Raw genomic sequence first — 19,863 nt, 5'->3', positions numbered from 1 at the left:
GTTAAAAAGTTTGTTTTTTAAATTTATCTTTAAACTTTAAGTAATATACTTGAAAAATTCGTAGAATCAATCTGCTAAATCTAAAATTAAATAAAGTATCTATTAAGCTATTGATGTCAGTGCTCTTGTACAAATAGGATATTCTTTTTTCTATTTGACTATCATTATATCTACTATACATTCTTCTACAAGACACTTCGCTAATTTGCCATTTTAACAAATGCTTGCGCCTCCACTTTTTCCGATATTGCTTAAAATTAGTGGTTCCAGTCTGTAAATATTCATCAATATATTGTACAGCAAGAGAAGCATTTTGCATGGCATATCTTATACCTTCCCCTCCTAAAGGGTTTACAGTAGAAACAGCATCACCCACAGCAAAAACCTTGTCCTTATAAAAGGAGTCCTGAATGCTAGGACTATATCGTAACGTTCCGCCATGTACATCAATTAAAGTATAGTCGTCAGGTTGTATATAGTCGTTAATAATTTTTTCGGTAAGTTTTTTGGTGGTTTTGGTGGTTTTTCCCTCGTCTTTTGCTTGAATATGTACTTTTCCCGAACCAACTTTCAGTATTCTATTTTCCATTGGAAAAATCCAAGAGTATCCTTTCAAAGCCCATTTATCACCTAAGAAGAAAATCAGTGTTTCTTTGTATTTATCATAGGCCTTTTGATCTACTTTTATCAGGTATTCAATTCCGCTACCATACACCATTTCAGGTTGATCATCTTTAGAATCATACATTACTTTTCTAAGTGGACCTGTACCATCAACTAGTAATTTAGCTTTTAGTTGGATGGTTTCTGAAGCATCGGCGTTTTTAAATTCTGCGATAACTCCATTATTCGTGACCGTCTTTTTTACATAGCGATGACCCATTAATACTTCACCTCCATTAGCTATTGTTTCATCCGCGAGAAATTGACGTAACCTTCCAAAATCCAAAACAACACCTTTTCGCTCATCTCCTTTCCAACGATACTCTTCTTTAGAACATTGAATTACAAAGTCATTCCAATAGGTACCAATAACGCTCTCAGGAATATCAAATTCTTCGAGAGGTGCTAAGGTCATACCTGCACTTGAAAAGTTATTGTCTTCAAAACTTTTATATCGCTCAACCAATAGCGTTTTATGTCCTTTTGCGGATAATTCTCTTGCACATTGCCCACCAGCTGGACCACCTCCAATGACAATCACATCATATTCTTTGATCATGTATCTCAATAATTTTCTAAGGTGATAAAGATACTATTTTGAATGTAAGATTTGACTTGGATGTAATTAAAAAAGCCTTGAAATGTTCCAAGGCTTTTTTAATGGGTTATTTTACTTTTAAAATCCAGTTCCCGGATCTTCAGGGCTGGCCGCTTGCGCTTTTTTAGGTTGTAATAAAATGTACGTCCCTAATGCGGTTAATGCAGCATATTTTCCATAATTACCTATTTTTTGTATGGCTTCTTTACGCGTAATATCTTTATTGTTTTTCATGATAGGGGTCATTTTTAGTTATTTAGTATGATCTTTTTATTCAACGTTCCATTGTCTGTGGACAATCGAATTATATAGACCCCAGTTTTGACATTGGGTAGCGTTATATCATGCAAACTACTGGCTTCGAATGACGACTGTAGCACTTGTTTTCCTAAAATATCAAAGATGCTTAAAGAAGCATTTCCATTTTGAAGACCTACAATTCTTAGATTGGTATTGCTTGTCTTATAAATACTCACAGTACTTAGATCAAAAGATGTTGTACTTAGCGCACTCTGTGTATTGGTATGTAAATAAAAACGACCAATGCCATTAAGATCACTTCCCAATGTAACTGTATATGCTGCATTCGCCACATCTAGCTGTGTATATATACCTAAGTCACGGTCTTCTATGAATACGTTTAATCCATTTGGGATGTTTAGTGCATTGGCGGTAAATGTAATCTCTGTGCCATTATCAGCATTTACCCCAATAGGAACAATGAGATTTTCATGATTACTATTAGGTAAAGTTTGTCTCATAAAGTCAACACCTTGACTGTTACTAATTAGATGTGAATAAACATGGAAGCTATTGGAGGTTCCAGTAAAAGTACCAATATCGAACCTAGGATCTAACCCTGTCGTTTTACCATCTGAATACTTAATTTCTGTCATTTTAGTACTTTGTCCATCTGAAAGAGTCAACTCTATTGATGAATCTGTCGATGCGTTTCTATAGAAAGTAATTCCCGTTTGATGGCTTAACATGTTTTCATTAATAGCTACAGAAGTACTTGCCACATTAGAATTCACAAAGAACCCTTGTCCAGGATGTATATGTCCGGTTGTTAATGCTACATAAGCTGTTCCGTTCCAAACATAAATAGCTTCTCTACTATCCTCTAAAGCTGTGGCGTTTGCTGCTAAACCTAAGAAGTCATCAATACTTACATAAGAAGGAAAAGGATTTCCTATTAAGGTCCATCTATTTTCTCCACCACCTCCAATGTCATTTGCTGTAATTGCAATGGACGCATCGTCGTCTTTCATAGTACCAATAAAGCCATAATCACCGGCTGCTGTTCGAAGCAACGAATACCCTTGGCCTGTATTAAATGTAGTGGCTGCTCCACCAGTTTGAAAATAATCCCAATTACCATCTGCATCGGTTGTATTGTCATAGGTGCTCACTCCATCATTAAGTAAGTTTCCAGAAACATTAATAGAATTTAAGGTATTCCAAGCATCGTCATATTGCTCCCCCTCTACAGGAGCAGAAATTAAGTGCCAGTTCGTATCTGCAACATTGACATTATAAGTAATGTTCCCAGTAGCCGAACCCGATACTAATAAAGAGGCGGTTGAATTTATGATAAGGGTTCCGTTATTTGTAAGGTTGCCGTTGGCAGTCAAAGAAACCCCAGCGTTTATGGTAAGTGTTTGTCCAGAAGAAATACCTATGACATTGGCTGCTGAGTTTGCTGAAACTGTAAAACTATCGTAAAGATAAGCATCTACAGCTGCAGTTGTGCCGTCTAAAGCAGTACTATTTACCCAAGCACCACCATTATATACTAAGTAATCTAGCTCTCCCGGATTTGCTTGATTATAATTTCCCGATGTTGAAAAAACACCTGTAAAGATATTTTGAATATCTCTATCGATTCCGACTCCAGCATCAGTGTCATCTATGAGTGTGCCATCATCAGTATTTGCAGTACCGCCAACTTGTAATCTCCATCGCCTTCCAGTTCCAAAAAATAAGCTAGAATTTCCTCCATTATAGCTTACACCCGAATCTAAGGTAATTCCATATTCTGTATTAAACTCTGCCAACGTAGCACCTCTAGTAATTATTATAAAGCCATAAGCAGGTATAGTGGCATCTGTATTTGCTGTTGTTTCATCCGTGCCAAAATCAAAAACATATTCAGAAGTGTTTGTACCGCCGTTTGCCCTAATTAACTTACTTGTACTTAAGTCGATGTCATCCCCAGAATTATTAAATAGCTCTATGTATTCTGCATTAAAATCTGAATTGGAATCCACAATTTCAGTTATAAAGACTGTTCCAGCGGTCGGAAGTACGGGTAGTTCATCGTCATTTATAGTCACAGTATGAGTGGCTTGAGAAATTACTAAACCAGTAACACTACTCGTTTCTGTAATAGTAAAAATGATAGTTTCATCGCTACTGTCTCCATCGTCATTTACTTGAAAAGTTATATTTTGTGTTGAGTCACTTGTAAAAGATAGAGAAGTAGGAGAGGTAAACGTATAATCTCCAACTTCAGCGGTACCTCCCGTCACATTTACATTAATGTCTATTTGATTTCCATCATAGCCACTAACAGTTATTGGTATATTAGCACTGGTAAAAGTAGCATCTGTCTCATTTTCAGTACTAGTAGCTGAATCAAAACCTATAGTGGGTGGAGATTCATCATCGTTAATGGTCACTGTATGTGTTGCTTGAGAAATGACTAAGCCAGCGACACTACTTGTCTCTGTAATTGTTAAAATTACCGTTTCATCAGTAAAACCAGCATCAGAATTAATATCTAAAGATACGTTTTGACTACCATCTCCCGTAAAAGATAAAGAAGTAGTATTTAAGGTATAATCTGCCATTTCTGCAGTTCCACCAGTAACGGCAACACTCAAATCTACTTGATTTCCATCATGACTGGACATTGTAATTGGGATAAGAGTATTTACTGTTCCATTAGTTTCATTTACGGAACTGGAAGCTGAGTCAAAACCTACTACTGGACTCGACGCAGAAACGCTACCTTCTAGGTTTAGCGTACTGTTATTGATCCTCCAAGTACCTCCCGATGCTTCTGCATTATATCCGTACCACCTTATTTTTAAAGTTTCCCCATCGGCTACATCAATGTTTAGCCCGGAGATGTCACCAACTCTTTCAGATGTATTATCAGGTACGTTTACTGTAGCGATTGTATTATCGCTTGCAAAATCATCTATAGACCATCTAACTTGATAATCTCGCATTCCTGTCCCAGACCTTCTTTCACCAAAATTAATATCGGTTATGTTAATTTCGAAACCAGAATTTGGAGTTACCGTAATTTCAAAGTACTTGCCAGTATCAATGGCTCCTGTAGACCATCCATTAGCAAAGGCTCCTGAGGAACCAAAAGAGAGAGTACCTGTACCTGTTGATGTAAATGCCGAAGCACTTATATTCGCATGTACACCTGATGCATTTCCATCTGAAGTTAAAACCCAACTAGCAATTTGTCCAAAACCATTTGAAGCAGTCAGAGTTAGAAGTAGGAACAATAATTTTAGAAAGTTTTTTTGTTTCATATGAGATACTGGGTTTTTAAGTTAAAGAATTATGGAATAAAAATAATTATAAAAAATAGTATAAAAAATTTAAGACCAAACCTTTACAAAAAAATAACCTAAGAGAGTCTTTTGTTAATTTTTCCTCCAGAAGAAAGGAGTTAACAAAATAAGTACAGTAAACAGTTCTAATCTCCCAATCAACATTAAAAAGGAACAAAACCATTTAGCGCCATCGCTTAAATGGGCAAAATTATCTACTGGACTCACACTTCCTATAGCGGGTCCAATATTTCCAAGGGAGGAAGCAGCTGCTCCCAATGCGGAAACAAAATCTAAACCGAAAAAAGTGAGAATTACCGAAGAAATGATAAAGATGAGCATGTAAATAATAAAAAAGGAAATAATATTAAATACAATAGTTTGATTTACAGCTTTCCGATCATATCGAATTGGGATGATGGCATTAGGGTGTAATGCTTTTTTAAATTCTAAAAAGCTACTCTTTAGCATCACAATATGACGTACTATTTTAATACCTCCGGAAGTAGAACCTGCTGATCCGCCCACAAAAAATAGCGCAAAGAAAATGCCTGTTGCAAAAAAGCTCCACATCGTAAAATCGGCCGTAACAAACCCCGTTGTGGTTATAATTGAGGTAACCTGGAACAGCGCATGTCTAACAGCACTTTCGGAAGCACCATAGACCATAGGGTGTTCGATACTGGATTGTAGACTTTCATCTTGAAAGAAAAGAATGATAATTGTAACAATGGCAGAAACACTTATAATTCCAAATAAATAATATTTAAACTCTTCACTTTTAAATACTTTTTGAATTTTACCTTTCAACGCAAAATAGGTAAGTACAAAATTGGTCCCTGCAACCAACATGAAAAAGATAATGATATACTGAATAAGTGGAATGTCATTATAAAAAGCGATACTCGCGTTTTTTGTTGAGAACCCACCAGTACTTACAGTAGCCATTGCATGGTTGATAGCATCAAACCACGTCATACCAGCTACCTTTAATAAAAAGAACTCAGCGAAAGTAAGTATTACATAGATCAACCATAATCGTTTTGCGGTATCTGTAATTCTTGGGTGCAGTTTATCTGCTGATGGTCCAGGAGCTTCGGCCATAAATAGCTGCATACCTCCAATTCCTAGTAGTGGAAGAATCGCAATGGTTAAAACAATGATCCCCATACCACCAATCCAATGTGTAGCACTTCGCCAAAACAGGATTCCTTTTGGCATAGCTTCTATATCTGTTAATATGGAAGACCCAGTGGTAGAATACCCCGATAAGGTTTCAAAAAAAGCATTGGTTACATTAGGAATACTTCCCGTAAACAAGTACGGTAACATTCCTGTAACTGACAGTGTAAGCCAACCTAAGGTAACAATGAGATATCCCTCTTTTTTTTGAATGTTTGTACTTTTAGGCTTATTAAAAAAATAGAGTAGGAGTCCAGCAAATATGGTAACAATACCAGCATTTAAAATACTCCAACCTTCAGGCTCATTATTGTAAAAACTGAAAGGTGAAGCAATAAACATAAACAGTCCATTTAGAACTGCTGTAAGCCCAAGAAACCTATATATGATTTTAAAATTCAGGTTGTTCATTTTAATTGAATAGGTCTTCTATAGAACCAATAGCTTCTGGAAGACAAAATACAATAACCTTGTCGCCAGATTGAATCTGAAACTCACCGTGAACTATTAGTGCTTTTTCATCCCTTATAATCCCTCCAAATACAGCTTCCCTTGGAAATTTAAGGTCCTTTATTAGTTTTTTAGTAACCACAGCGTTTGCCTGTACTTCGAACTCAAAAACTTCGGCATCAATATTATGTAAGTTAGCCAATGCCAGGATTTCTCCTTTTCTAATGTGCCTAAAAATATTACTAGCAGCAATTAGTTTTTTGTTGATAAGCGTATTAATACCAATCGTTTGAGAGATATTGATATAGTCCATGTTTTCTACCAAGGCTACCGTCTTTTTAACTCCTTTAGATTTGGCAACCAAACAAGACATGATATTCGTTTCAGAATCTCCTGTAACCGCTATAAAGGCATCCATCTCTCGGATATTTTCTTCTTCGAGTAACTCAATATCTCTTCCATCACCATTTATGAGCAGTGTATTGTTCAGTTCTTCTGCTAGTACCAGAGATTTTTCCTTACTCTTTTCAATCAACTTTACTTTGAAGTTTTCTTTACAAAGGTTTCTTGCTGTTTTAGAACCAATACTACTTCCTCCTAAAATCATAACATTTTTAATGTTAATCTGTTTTTTCCCTACAATGGGATAAATATCATCCAAGCTATAATTTGGAATGGAAAAATACACCTGATCATTTAGTTTATATGTAGTATCACCTCTGGGGATAATTGTTTGAGAAATCCCCTCTCTTTTTATAGCGATAGTCATAAAATCTACATTGTAGAATTTATCACGTGCTTCTTTAACTGTTAGGTCTAATAAAGGAGATTTATACCCTAATGTAATTCCCATGATATTAAACAAACCATTTTCGAAAGCAACTGTATCATTAAAAGAAGATTGATTTAGGAGCATCTTTATTTCTTTCGCTGCAAGTTCTTCGGGAGATATCATAAAGTCTACACCAAAATCCTTAAAGTCGATCTCCTCATTCTCTAAAAATTCAGGATTGTCAATTCTTGCAATTGTTTTTTTAGCCCCCAAAGACTTCCCTATTACAGAAACAGTGAAATTTGTATTTTGAGATTCGGTAACCGCTAGAAGTAAATCTGCAGATTCAATACCAATATCTTTTAAAAGGCTAATGGAAGTAGCATCACCTTTTTTTGTAATTACGTCTAAATGATTATTAATATAATTTAGCTTTTCTCCATCAAAATCTATGATATAAGTATCTTGAGATTCGTAAGAAAGTAATTTAGCTAAATGAAATCCAACATCGCCCGCCCCAGCTATTATAATCTTCATATAAAAAGAATCAGTATAAAGAGCAAAGATATAAACTTGTCGGTGTTAAAACAAAAATGTACTCTTATTTCGAAAATCCAAAGGATAACTGTAACTTTAGAAAAAATTGAAATATGAAAAAGTTAACCATCAAATCATGGGCGTTAGATGATCGCCCTAGGGAGAAGTTGATTGCTAAAGGCAAAGCTACATTGTCGGATGCAGAGCTCATAGCCATCCTTATAGGATCAGGAAATAAGAGTGAAAGTGCCGTTGATGTATCGAAACGAATTTTGGCTTTTGTTGATAATAATTTGAACAGTCTGGCAAAATTATCTATTGAAGCGCTAACACGGTTTAAGGGTATAGGAGAGGTTAAGGCAATAAGTATTATCACGGCTCTGGAACTAGGAAAGAGAAGGCAGTTTGAACAGGAGTATTTAAAACCCAAAATAAGAAGTAGTAAAGACGCATTTGTATTGATGCAACCCATTATAGGAGAGCTAGATCATGAAGAGTTTTGGGTCTTATACGTTAATAATTCTAACGTGGTTATAGCCAAAGATCAAATAAGTAAGGGAGGGTTGACAGCTACGATTGTAGATGTCCGGATATTATTAAAAAAGGCAATAGAAACGATGTGTGTGGCCATAATAATATGTCACAATCATCCTTCTGGAAAATTGAAACCGAGTCTTTCAGATATAGATGTGACGGATAAAATCAACATGGCGGCAAAGACATTAGACATAAAATTATTAGATCATTTGATTATTACTCAAAAATCTTATTTTAGTTTTGCCGATGAAGGCAAACTATAAACCATAACTTCAATTGATATTAATTTATTCCCATAAAATTACACCTAGAGTGAAGTATATATGTAAGCATATATTTACAAGAATATTGAATGTCGAAGTTGATTTTGCAAGCAAAGTGGAGGAATTTGTGGCATTCAATGGCCCAAAGCTGAGTTATACAAAGCTCCCTTTAGGAAAGGAGTTTTTTATTAGAAGTAACGATCTCCTTTTTGAACAGGGAGTTAACGATCTTGATATTAGTGTACAAAAATGGGATGATGTTCCATGCTTTTTTAATGCTGGCGCTAAATCTGTGATACCATATGATATTTTTGCTGCAAGTTTTTATTTGATTTCTAGATACGAAGAATACTTACCTCATGTTAAGGATGTTCATGAACGATTTACTGCAGAACAAAGTCTAGCGTTTAAGTTTCGTTTCTTAGATAAACCAGTAATAGATATTTGGGCTTTTAAATTAAGAGAGAAATTACAAGAGAAATTTCCAGATTATGTGTTTCCCGATAGAGAATGCACATATACATCTACCATTGATATTGATAACGCATACGCCTACAAATATAAAAGCTTTGTAAGGTCTTCTGGCGGATTTATAAATGATTTTATAAAATTTCAACTGGGTAGTTTTTGGGACAGGTTTGCTGTGTTAACAAATATCAAAAAAGACCCAAATAATACTTTCGAAAAGTTATTGTCTTTGAGTGAAGAGTACAAAATGGAAACGATCTTTTTCTTTTTAGTGGGAGACTATACTACTTTTGACACCAATGTTTCAGCATCGAAAAGAAAGTTTAGACTACTTATAAAACATATTGTAGATTATGTTCAAGTAGGTCTTCATCCGTCATATTTTACCATGAAGGATAGTAAAATGTTAAAAAAAGAGAAGGAGAGATTAGAGAGCATCACCAATATTCCTACATCTAAATCTCGACAACATTTTTTAAGATTCAGTTTACCCGAAACGTATCAGAATTTAATTGACCTAGAGATTTATGAGGATTATTCTATGGGATATGCAAGTGATGTTGGATTTAGAGCAAGTACCTGTACGCCTTTTTATTTTTACGATTTAGATTTTGAAATTCAAACCCCTTTAAAGATATACCCGTTTGCGTTAATGGATACTACGCTAAATGATTATTTAGGGCTGACCCCTAAACAGTCATTGGGTAGAATTAGAGATATACAAAATGAAGTAAAGGCCGTTAATGGATCTTTCATAACCTTATTCCACAATGAAAGTTTAAGCGGTTATAAGCGTTGGAAAGGCTGGCAAAGAGTATATGAAACTATGTTAAAAACTGCAAATTCGTAGTATGATCTCGTTTATAAATAGAGAAGAATTAGATGTAGTTAAGTACAATCACTGTATTGAAAAATCGTTGCAAAGCAGAGTTTTTGGATATTCATGGTATTTGGATATTGCTTGTGATACTTGGGGAGCACTTATATTGGATGATTACCAAGCTGTAATGCCCATTCCCTGGAATAAAAAATATACTATCAAATATGTATACCCTCCATTATGGGTTTTAGAACTCGGAGTATTTTCTCTCGAAAAAATTGAAACGAAGCCTTTTCTTGAATCACTGTTGAGGTGTTTTAAGTTTGTAGAACTACGATTGAATACGGATAATGGAATAGAAAAGATCAATGATCAGAGTGTTATCAGAAAAATGCAATGGATATCAATTGCTGAAGGGTATGATGATGTATTTTTAAGATATAGAAAAGACAGAAAGAAAGATTTAGTAAAAGCGAATAAATTTGGACTTAGAGAGGTTTGGCAGGATACATCTGAAAACCTAGTTACATTATTTAAGAACAATATCGGCAAGCGCGACCAAAATATTGAAGAGAAGGATTATCAGAACCTATCATCTTTGATAGAGAAATGTATACGTCAAAAGGTGGGTGAGGTTCTGTCAATTTACGATGAGAATGAATGTTTAGTTGCTTCTGCTTTTTTTCTTTTATATAACAAAACAGCAACTATTTTAGTGTCATCCACAGATTTAAGGAATCGCAAGAACGGCGCCAATACTTTTTTGATAGATCGGGCAATTTCTAAATATCAAGAAACATACACTTCTTTTAATTTCGGAGGATCGTCAATACAAACGGTAGCGGACTATTTCAAGAGTTTTGGAGCGAATGAATCGAATTATTCTTTTCTTAAACAAAACAAACTTCCAGTCTTGATTAAGTTATTTAGAAAGTGAGTTTATGTACTCCTGATGCTTTTTTGATAACTTTCTGTTAAAAATAATAGTACTTAAATCTTCGCTATACGTCTTTTTTGACTTAACTACATTACAAGGGTTCCCTACAGCAATGCTGTTTGATGGAATATCTTTAGTTACAACAGAATTAGCACCAATAGTCACATTGTCTCCGATCGTAACTTCGGGAAGGATGGTTGAATTGGCACCAATCCAAACATTATTTCCAATGGAAATTGGTTTTGCTTTTAAATGGTTGCTTAAATTTTCCGAATCGTGGTTTGCAGAAATAATAGAAACCCCTGGCCCTAACTCAATATTATTGCCAAAAGAAATCCCATTATTTGCCTGAATGTAATTATTAAGATTGTCACCTGGATCGCAGAGCACTCCTTTCGTAATATTATCTGGAGCGATTACCTTTGATGTGTGGTGAACAGGCCACTTGACTTTTGGATTTAATCGGAATAGCTTTTGTGGTATTAAGTAATGGAAAAACAATATGTAGTAACGTTGATATCCATATTTTGGACGGTAGTATTCTGGGTAGAATAGATTTATAATCCATCCAAAGAAGAAGAAATCTAACTTATTAAACATTCTCTAGGTTCTTTAATAGCTTCAAAAAATACAACAACAAAACCAAATAGCCAACTCCTCCAAAGAGAGAAAGAATCGAAACAGCTATTGTTATATCCGCATATACATACCCTACGTAAATGGCAATAATATTTACTAAAAACAAATAAATATTGAACCAAAGGCTTATATGATTTTTATTCAGTATGATCATTAAACTACTAATAGGATTAAACGAAGTTCTTGCTAAAATTAGAAATGACAAAATAAGCGTAAAAAATCTAATATTCTCCCATTCCGGATCAAGGTACCATTCCAAAAAGTACATAGCAACCGTGTTTATAAGAAGCAAAATAAAAAGCATAATTAATAGATTCCCTTTCACAATTTTTTTAGTCATTTTAAGTATATCAGTCCTTTTAGAATGATACAATTCAGATGCTTTTTGAAAATATACCTGAGATACTGAAGATGAGATTAAAAACAGCGGAGCTGTGAGTAATTTTGTCACGAAAAAGTAGACTCCCGCTTGTTCTTCGCTGAAAAAAGCAGCTATGAAAATTGGCATTAAATGGATAGCAAATGCATTTATAGCATTGCCAGGGAGTAAAAATTTAATAATTGTATTGTTAGCCTTTAGGTCATTTTTTATATCATTTTGGACAGGAAAACCTACAAATTTTATGTTGTTTACGTAAAAGTATAAGACAATGATACATTGTGAGATAACATAACCATATATTAAGCCATAAAATTGATATTTATAAAAAAGTATTACCTGTAGCGCCACATTAATAAAGGTGAGTAACACTTTGCTGTTAGATAGCAGTTTGAATTTCTTTCGGTATATAAAGAAGCTTTCGTTTACAACGAAAAGAGCGACAAAAACGCTTCCAAGAAAGGACCAAAGAACAACATTAGTGTCAATATTTTGGAGAAGATCTGCCTTGTACAATCCATAAAAAACAAGAAGAAACAAACCAGCGACTAATGGAGAGCTAAACGTTAAAAAGGCGTACCAATTCTTGCTTTTGTCAATGGTTTTCGCTGTAACAACATTCTTTTCTAGTTGCAATGTGTTAATAATCGAAAAAATACTGGTAATGCTTATAAATACACCAAAAATACCATACGCATTTGCTCCATATAATTTTGCTAAATACAATGACCCTAGAATAGCAACGATTTGCGAAATCACTGTTCCTCGGAACATTATTAAAATGTTCTTCACAAAAATAGATATGGGCTTTTTATGTATTTTTGAAATCAATACTTTTTTATCAAATATAACTGAAATGAAACATATACAGCATGTATTCTTTGATTTAGACCACACATTATGGGATTTTGAAAAAAACTCAGCTTTGACATTTAAAAAAATTTTACATGAGTATTCTGTGAACGTAAGTTTCGAGTCATTTATTGACATTTACAAGCCAATTAATGCTAACTATTGGAAATTATATAGAGAAGAAAGAGTTTCTAAAGAAAAACTGAGGTATGGCAGATTGAATGAAACATTTGAAAAATTAAACTACAATGCTTCAGATGATCTTATTAACCTACTGTCGGAAAAATATATTGAGCATTTGCCTAGTTTTAATCATTTATTTGAAGGAACTTTTGAGCTACTCGAGTATTTGCAAGACAAGTATGTACTACATATTATTACAAATGGGTTCGAGGAGGTGCAAACCGTAAAAATGGAAAAATCGGGGATTTTATCGTATTTCAATGAAATAATTACGTCTGAATCGGTAGGAGTGAAGAAGCCTAATCCTAAGGTGTTTAAATATGCCCTTGAGAAAGCAAATGCAAAATCAGAAAACTCATTAATGATCGGAGATAACTTGGAAGCAGACATTCAGGGAGCTTTAAATTGTAATTTTTCTGTTATTCACTGTAATTTTGACGAAGAAAAAGTGAAACTTGATAATTTAATCTCGGTTACATCGTTAAATGAAATAATGAAGTATCTTTAAAACTTTTTTATTGAACCTTACGATGAAAACAAATATATTGAAATGGTATTTACTCTCGATTTTTTCATTGAGCACGTTGTACTCATGTGTAGATAATTTGGATTTTGACCAAATTGAATATTCTGCCTCGCCGGTGTATAATTCACCGATTATTTCTTTTGACCTCAATCAAAGTAATTTTATCGACCCTACTACAAATACAGATGTTACCACGGTTTCTGATATTACCGATTTTACATACCTAGACAACTCCTTTGTTAGAGATAACTTACAGAGGGTAGCGCTAAATTTCGAAGTTAACAATCAATTTGACAATAGAACTTTTTCTTTTTCCATCGAATTTTTAGACGCGAATAATAACCCAACGCATCCAATCATAAATTTCACAGCCCAACCTAATCAATTATTGGTGCCACCTATAGAGACTATACTTATTGCTAATAATCAAGATTTTCTAAGAACCAGAAAGATTAGGGTTAGTGTGGAAATGTCTACCAGTACAACACCACTAAGCCCAACAGTGATCCAGAATTTAAGTTTTAAATCAGCAGGAACATTTTACGTTAGCACATAGTATGATTATTAAAAGAATAGTTTTTTATATACTTTTGATGATCTCAAGTATAACGTTAGCGCAGCAAAAATTACTTTATGGTTTTGCAGAAACTCCTCAAACATTACTACTAAACCCTGGTGCTGAAACCAATTACAGATATCATGTTGGGATCCCTTTTTTGTCAGGATTTTCGGTGAATTTGAGTTCCACAAATCTAGTTTTAGGAGATTTATTTTTAAGTGACGGTATAGATTTTAGTACAAAAGTTAATAGAGCCATAGATAAGTTAGATAAGGATGATTATATTCATTTGAATACATCAATTGATGTACTAAATGGAGGTTTTAGGTATGATGATAAGACCTATTTGAGTTTTGGATTTTATCAGGAATTAGATTTTATCTTTTATTTCCCTAAGGATATTGCTACACTTATCAATCAAGGAAATGAGCCTTTTTTAAATAGACCTTTTTCTGTTTCTGAACTAGCATTTAAAGCGGATATACTTGGAGTATTGCACGCGGGTATTTCAAGAAAAGTGGATGAACGACTAAATATAGGAGCTAGGGTAAAGATATATTCTTCTAGTTTAAATGCAGAAACGAAGAATAATTCTGGAACGTTCACCACCATCGAGCACGACACCAATTTATTAAGACAATACCTCAGTGGAGTGGACGTGAATGTTAGATCTTCTGGTATTGTAGAAAATGACGAAACCCTTGATAATCCTTCAAGTCTTTATACAAAGACTTTTTTAAGTGGAAACTTAGGTTTTGGTTTCGATATTGGTTTTACGTATCATATAAACCCTCAATTAGAACTTTCTGGTAGTCTTCTAGATGTTGGTTTTATCAAACATTCTAAAAGCATTAAAAACTTTACTGCTAAGGGAGATTTTGTTTTTGACGGAGTAAACTTTCAATATGATGGTAATAATACCGATTATTGGAATGAATTGGATATAGCTTTTGAAGAACAAGTACCCAATGGTGAAAATCAAAACTCATACATCTCTTGGAGGCCGGCCAAATTAAATGCAGCCTTGAAATATAGTTTTGGAGAAAGAAGATCTAAGGTGTGTTATGCTGATACTAAGAAAGGATATTACTATAATGCGATAGGCGTGCAGTTACACTCTGTTTTTAGACCTTTGGGACAACAATTTGCTTTAACTAGTTTTTTTGAAGCTACTATTACCGAGAAGTTCCATACAAAGTTTACCCACACTATAAATGATTTTTCAAGTAAGAATTTTGGTTTTGGTTTTGTAGGAGAGTTGTTTAATGTCAATATATTTGGAATGGTTGATAATATTCTTGGGTTAACTGAAATAGCTCGTTCAAAATCTACCTCTGTTTCTTTTGGAGTCAACATGGTCTTTGATTAGAATGGATATATTTAATTATCTTTATAGTGATATCAATAAATACAACAAGATGAAAAAAATACTATTTGTATTTGCACTTTTTGTAGGTTTTTTAGTTCAATCGCAAGAAAAACCTAGTGTTAATTCGTTTAAATATGTAATAGTTCCGGTTAAACTTGATTTTCTAAATGAACCAGATCAATATCAAACAAGCTCATTGTCAAAGTTTTTGTTTGAAAAAAGTGGGTTTAAAGCTTATTTGAGCAATGAGGTTTTACCAAAAGATCTTTCAAAAGACAGGTGTTTGGCGCTGACGGCAAATATTCTTAGAAAATCTGCCTTTTTGGCGACCAAAATATATATAGAGCTTTTGGATTGTAGAAATAACGTTGTTTTTAAAACCGATGTGTTTGGGACTAAGGAGAAAAAGTACACAAAAGCATATAGAGAGGTTTTAAGGAATGCTTTTAAACCAATCATGGCGCTAAATTACTTGTATCAGCCTTCTAACGATCATCCTGAAAAAAGAATCGAAACACCGAAAAAAGAAAAGACAGAAGTAAAACCGAAAACCACCGTTGTAGTTATGGACGATATTGCGAAGTTGCCAAGACTTACTGCTAAGCCCATAAAAAACGGATTTGATCTAGTTGATTCAAAATCAATGGGCGTGTATCAAATATTGAAAACAAAGACTGACAACGTTTTTATTATTAAAGGTAAGAACGGAACAATGTATAAAGAAGGAAATTACTGGGTGGCCGAGTTCTACAATACAAGTAATGAACTTGTCAAGAAAAAATACGTAATCGTATTTTAGTAATTATACTTTTTCTTCCAAAGATTCCTTAGAAAAGTCCTAAAATTGTTTTCTCTTGAGTTTTTCCCAGGATCATAAAGTTTCGTATTTGAAATTGTATCTGGTAAGTATTCCTGCGCTGCGAAGTTATTTTCGAAATCGTGAGAATATTTGTAGTTTTTGCCATATTCAAGGTCCTTCATTAGTTTTGTAGGAGCATTTCGTAGGTGCAGAGGTACGGACAGATCCCCCGTTTCTTTCACCAAAGCTTGTGCTTTACCAATAGCTTTGTAGGAAGCATTGCTTTTTGGAGAAGAAGCTAAATAAACAGCACATTGGCTTAGTATGATCCTAGATTCGGGATTTCCAATGATTGAAACTGCTTGAAAAGTGTTGTTAGCCAATATCAAAGCCGTTGGGTTGGCATTTCCTATATCTTCGGATGCTAGAATTACAAGTCTTCTAGCAATGAACTTAACATCCTCACCGCCTTCAATCATTCGCGCTAACCAATATACAGCAGCATTGGGATCACTTCCGCGAATGGATTTTATGAATGCAGAAATAATATCGTAGTGCTGTTCTCCAGTTTTATCATATCTCGCGGTGTTCTTTTGAACTTTCTCTAAAACGTAACTATTCGTTATTTTAACAGGGTCATCACTCGAATTTACCAACAATTCAAAGATGTTTAGTAATTTCCTAGCATCTCCTCCTGATACCTGCATAAGTGCATCCGTTTCTTCCAGGACAATCTCTCTTTCAGAAATAATATCATCTTTATCTATTGCTCTTTGCAATAGCGCAATGAGATCATTCTTGTCGAATGAATTTAAAATATAGACCTGGCATCTGGATAGTAATGCTGGAATAACCTCAAAGCTTGGGTTTTCTGTGGTGGCACCTATTAATGTTACCCAACCTTTCTCTACTGCGCCTAATAGAGAATCTTGTTGTGATTTACTGAAACGGTGAATTTCGTCAATGAATAGGATTGGGTTTTTAGTCGTGAATAAACCGGCACTCTTTTTTGCTTTGTCTATTACTTCACGTACATCCTTTACTCCCGAACTAATAGCACTTAAAGTATAAAATGGTCTTTCGGATTCATTGGCAATGATATTTGCTAATGTTGTTTTGCCAATGCCTGGAGGGCCCCAAAGAATTAAAGAAGGAATAATCCCCCTCTTAATATGATTGGTTAATATACCTGTTTTACCAACTAAATGTTGCTGACTAATATAGTCGTCAAGACTTTTTGGTCTAATTCTTTCTGCCAAAGGTTCATTCATTAGGTAAAAATAATAAAGATTTATGACAGAACTTCAGTAATTTAAGAATGGATACATTTTTGGTAATATTGTAATATGGAGCGTCAATTACCTCAAAAAATCAATTTAAGTGCTTTTAGAATTCCAATCTTATTTGTGATCGTTATTTGGGTCGTATATTGGATAGAAATTAATTTTGGATGGAATTTTAACAAATTTGGAGTATTTCCAAGAACATTTAAAGGCCTTAGAGGCGTGTTGTTCACACATTTCATTCATAGTGACACGTCACACCTATTTAATAATTCAATCCCTATATTGGTGCTTATGACGGCCTTATTTAGTTTTTATAAGGAAGCAGCTATTAAAGTATTGGTATTAGGAGGTCTTTTTTCTGGATTATTGACATGGATAATTGCGAGGGATGCGTATCATATTGGGGCAAGCGGAATTGTATACCTATTATTTAGTTTTATTTTTTTTAGTGGAATTATCCGAAGGCATTACCGATTGATAGCAGTGTCATTGATAGTCATTTTTTTATATGGAAGTATGGTGTGGTATGTACTGCCAATTAAAGAAGGAATGTCATGGGAAGGTCACTTATCTGGTTTTATTATGGGGGTTGTTCTAGCATTAATCTACAGGAAAGTTGGAATGGTTAAAGAAGAGTTCGAATTTTCACAAACTGATTTTGATCTTTTGTTTGATGAAAATGGTCAGCTAATAGATAATGGAGTAGAAGAGGGTAATTAAGAAAACCCTACAGACGTTGCCTTACAGATTCGTACAGTAATACACCACAAGCAACAGACACGTTTAAAGATTCGATAGCTCCTAATAAAGGCAGTTTAGCTTTATAATCAACCATTTTTAATACTGATGGATTTATACCTCTGTGTTCAGACCCCATGATAATGGCTAATGGCTGGTTCAAATCTATGTCGTATACAGAATCTTCTGTTTTCTCTGTAGCGGCTACCGTTTTAATGCCTTCTGCTTGTAATAGAAATAGCGCATCTTTAATATGATTCACTTTACATATTGGTACCTTAAATGCAGCACCAGCAGAAGTTTTAATAGTTTCTGCATTAACGGGAGCACTACCATTTTGCTGAATTATAATACCATGTACCCCAGTACATTCAGCTGTTCTTATAATGGCTCCAAAGTTTCGAACGTCGGATATTTGATCCAAAAGGAGAAACAAAGGAATTGTGTTTTGATTAGTTGTTTCCTCAATCAATTTTTCTAAATCATGGAATTCTATAGGAGAAATTTGAGCAACCGCTCCTTGATGATTTTTATTTTTAGAGAGCCTATCTAATTTTTCAACAGGAACCATGCTAGTGGTAATCTTATTTATTTTAATAAGCTTGTCTAGCTGATAAAAAATATCTCCACGCAGGCCTTTTTGTAGATATACTTTGTTTATAGTGCTACCACTTTCTATAGCCTCGATAATAGCCCTTAGACCAAAAATTGTTGTTTGCGTATTGTTCTCCATAGTATAGTTATGTATAATATAAAAAACAAATAGATTGCACAAGGCAATCTATTTGTTTTTTTAAAAAGGTATTACCTACTAAGGTACTGTAAACATTACATTAGCTGTAGATGTGTACGAAGTAGGACTAATAGAATATTGTCCATTTGCAGTTGTAACATCAACTGTTGTACCACCATCTCCATAAGCATCATTGATAGTAAAAGTATATGTACCATCTGCTAAACAGTAAGCTTTTGTCCAATCTGAATTATCAGGAGCAGTAGCAAAAGCTCCAGCTGTTGTAGAGTCTACTACATTTGTACCATCCGATAATACGTATGAAGCTTCTTCTGGCCATTGGTCAAAAGTAAGTTTTACAGAAACATCGTTCCAAGGACATACTTGTGCAACATTTAAAACAATATTTGCACCTGGGAATAAACCTGACTCAGCTCCGAAAGCTAACTCAATTGTTTGTCCAGCCGAACCAATATTGATATCAGAAATAGTTATACTTAGCGAACCAACGTTAGAATTTGCAGGAACACTTACGGTTGTAGGAACTACATAAGACGCAGGGTCTGCAGAAGTACCAGCGGCAACAACATTTACTGTAAAAGTTCTAGCAGAACCAGTTATGTTTGCCGTATATACCTTAATCTCTCTTGTATTAGAGGATCCGATATCTACACCGAAGTTATAGGTTGCTGATTCAAACGTAACATAGTTGACACCTGTTGGGTCAACATTATCTTCACAGCTATTTAAAGAAATCATTGCAACGAATGCAAATAATAATAATGTAATTTTTTTCATCTTAATTTGGATTTTGTTGATAAGATAATCACCATGCTTATAATCGATAAGCATGGTGATTAATTATTATTGATGACTAATTATTTTGATCGTTAACGAAAGGATTGTTTTGAATTTCATCTAACGGAATTTCAAATTGCATTCTTTCATCGTTATAAGGGATTGGCACACCTACAAAAGATAAGTGATTAGATCCTCTA

At 34.2% G+C, this 19,863-nt stretch carries 18 protein-coding genes; 8 read left to right on the top strand and 10 right to left on the bottom strand.

Annotation, left to right across the window (positions count from 1 at the left end; translation table 11 throughout):
- Position 1: 1 nt before the first annotated feature.
- The 5 genes from RQM59_RS13970 to trkA form a co-directional block, all read right to left on the bottom strand.
- Entirely contained in the window at positions 2-1,222 is a 1,221-nt protein-coding gene (locus RQM59_RS13970) for an NAD(P)/FAD-dependent oxidoreductase (protein WP_349242741.1), read from the bottom strand.
- Positions 1,223-1,339: 117 nt separating this feature from the next.
- Positions 1,340-1,495: a hypothetical protein gene (locus tag RQM59_RS13965; protein ID WP_349242740.1), complete on the bottom strand. Its 156-nt coding sequence runs from the start codon at positions 1,493-1,495 to the stop codon at positions 1,340-1,342.
- A gap of 14 nt (positions 1,496-1,509) precedes the next feature.
- Entirely contained in the window at positions 1,510-4,815 is a 3,306-nt protein-coding gene (locus RQM59_RS13960) for a T9SS type A sorting domain-containing protein (protein ID WP_349242739.1), read from the bottom strand.
- Between the two features lie 114 nt (positions 4,816-4,929).
- Positions 4,930-6,429: a TrkH family potassium uptake protein gene (locus RQM59_RS13955; RefSeq protein ID WP_349242738.1), complete on the bottom strand. Its 1,500-nt coding sequence runs from the start codon at positions 6,427-6,429 to the stop codon at positions 4,930-4,932.
- Between the two features lies 1 nt (position 6,430).
- A complete protein-coding gene (gene trkA / locus RQM59_RS13950; RefSeq protein ID WP_349242737.1) occupies positions 6,431-7,777 on the bottom strand; it encodes a Trk system potassium transporter TrkA in 1,347 nt (448 codons plus the stop codon).
- A gap of 113 nt (positions 7,778-7,890) precedes the next feature.
- On the opposite strand from trkA, the gene radC reads away from it, so the two are divergent.
- Genes radC through RQM59_RS13935 form a run of 3 tightly spaced genes read left to right on the top strand, consistent with a single transcriptional unit; the run spans position 7,891 to position 10,802 of the window.
- Positions 7,891-8,577 carry a RadC family protein gene (gene radC / locus RQM59_RS13945; RefSeq protein ID WP_349242736.1) on the top strand — a complete coding sequence of 229 codons (687 nt, stop codon included), beginning with the start codon at positions 7,891-7,893 and terminating at the stop codon, positions 8,575-8,577.
- A 13-nt stretch (positions 8,578-8,590) separates the two neighbouring features.
- The gene (locus tag RQM59_RS13940) at positions 8,591-9,895 is read left to right on the top strand and encodes a polysaccharide deacetylase family protein (protein WP_489752643.1); all 1,305 of its coding nucleotides are present in this window, start codon (positions 8,591-8,593) and stop codon (positions 9,893-9,895) included.
- Position 9,896: 1 nt separating this feature from the next.
- Positions 9,897-10,802: a hypothetical protein gene (locus tag RQM59_RS13935; protein ID WP_349242734.1), complete on the top strand. Its 906-nt coding sequence runs from the start codon at positions 9,897-9,899 to the stop codon at positions 10,800-10,802.
- Here the strand turns inward: RQM59_RS13935 and RQM59_RS13930 are convergent.
- Together RQM59_RS13930 and RQM59_RS13925 are read right to left on the bottom strand one after the other, a co-directional pair.
- The gene (locus tag RQM59_RS13930; protein ID WP_349242733.1) at positions 10,788-11,402 is read right to left on the bottom strand and encodes a DapH/DapD/GlmU-related protein; all 615 of its coding nucleotides are present in this window, start codon (positions 11,400-11,402) and stop codon (positions 10,788-10,790) included. The two genes, RQM59_RS13935 and RQM59_RS13930, sit on opposite strands and share 15 nt — an antisense overlap.
- Positions 11,395-12,594, bottom strand: coding sequence for a lipopolysaccharide biosynthesis protein (locus RQM59_RS13925; RefSeq protein WP_349242732.1), 1,200 nt, complete (start codon positions 12,592-12,594; stop codon positions 11,395-11,397). The genes RQM59_RS13930 and RQM59_RS13925 overlap by 8 nt, the downstream gene beginning before the upstream one ends.
- A gap of 82 nt (positions 12,595-12,676) precedes the next feature.
- On the opposite strand from RQM59_RS13925, the gene RQM59_RS13920 reads away from it, so the two are divergent.
- Genes RQM59_RS13920 through RQM59_RS13905 form a run of 4 tightly spaced genes read left to right on the top strand, consistent with a single transcriptional unit; the run spans position 12,677 to position 16,108 of the window.
- Positions 12,677-13,363, top strand: a complete 687-nt coding sequence (locus tag RQM59_RS13920; RefSeq protein ID WP_349242731.1) for a YjjG family noncanonical pyrimidine nucleotidase — start codon at positions 12,677-12,679, stop codon at positions 13,361-13,363.
- Between the two features lie 22 nt (positions 13,364-13,385).
- Positions 13,386-13,937: a hypothetical protein gene (locus tag RQM59_RS13915; protein ID WP_349242730.1), complete on the top strand. Its 552-nt coding sequence runs from the start codon at positions 13,386-13,388 to the stop codon at positions 13,935-13,937.
- 37 nt (positions 13,938-13,974) lie between these two features.
- A complete protein-coding gene (locus RQM59_RS13910; RefSeq protein ID WP_349242729.1) occupies positions 13,975-15,309 on the top strand; it encodes a DUF5723 family protein in 1,335 nt (444 codons plus the stop codon).
- A 49-nt stretch (positions 15,310-15,358) separates the two neighbouring features.
- Complete coding sequence (locus RQM59_RS13905) at positions 15,359-16,108, top strand: hypothetical protein (RefSeq protein WP_349242728.1); 750 nt, start codon at positions 15,359-15,361, stop codon at positions 16,106-16,108.
- On the opposite strand, the gene RQM59_RS13900 is transcribed toward RQM59_RS13905, so the two are convergent.
- A complete protein-coding gene (locus RQM59_RS13900; RefSeq protein ID WP_349242727.1) occupies positions 16,105-17,379 on the bottom strand; it encodes a replication-associated recombination protein A in 1,275 nt (424 codons plus the stop codon). The two genes, RQM59_RS13905 and RQM59_RS13900, sit on opposite strands and share 4 nt — an antisense overlap.
- 75 nt (positions 17,380-17,454) lie before the next feature.
- On the opposite strand from RQM59_RS13900, the gene RQM59_RS13895 reads away from it, so the two are divergent.
- Positions 17,455-18,114 (top strand): rhomboid family intramembrane serine protease, encoded by a 660-nt coding sequence (locus tag RQM59_RS13895; protein ID WP_349242726.1) that lies wholly within the window; start codon positions 17,455-17,457, stop codon positions 18,112-18,114.
- Positions 18,115-18,121: 7 nt separating this feature from the next.
- Here the strand turns inward: RQM59_RS13895 and rlmB are convergent, their stop codons facing one another.
- Together rlmB and RQM59_RS13885 are read right to left on the bottom strand one after the other, a co-directional pair.
- Positions 18,122-18,865 (bottom strand): 23S rRNA (guanosine(2251)-2'-O)-methyltransferase RlmB, encoded by a 744-nt coding sequence (gene rlmB, locus RQM59_RS13890; RefSeq protein ID WP_349242725.1) that lies wholly within the window; start codon positions 18,863-18,865, stop codon positions 18,122-18,124.
- Between the two features lie 78 nt (positions 18,866-18,943).
- The gene (locus RQM59_RS13885) at positions 18,944-19,663 is read right to left on the bottom strand and encodes a hypothetical protein (RefSeq protein WP_349242724.1); all 720 of its coding nucleotides are present in this window, start codon (positions 19,661-19,663) and stop codon (positions 18,944-18,946) included.
- Between the last annotated feature and the right edge of the window lie 200 nt (positions 19,664-19,863).

Source organism: Asprobacillus argus, from assembly GCF_032248395.1.
Classification (GTDB): Bacteria; Bacteroidota; Bacteroidia; order Flavobacteriales; family Flavobacteriaceae; genus Polaribacter; species Polaribacter argus.
This window is presented reverse-complemented; position numbering and strand designations above follow the sequence as displayed.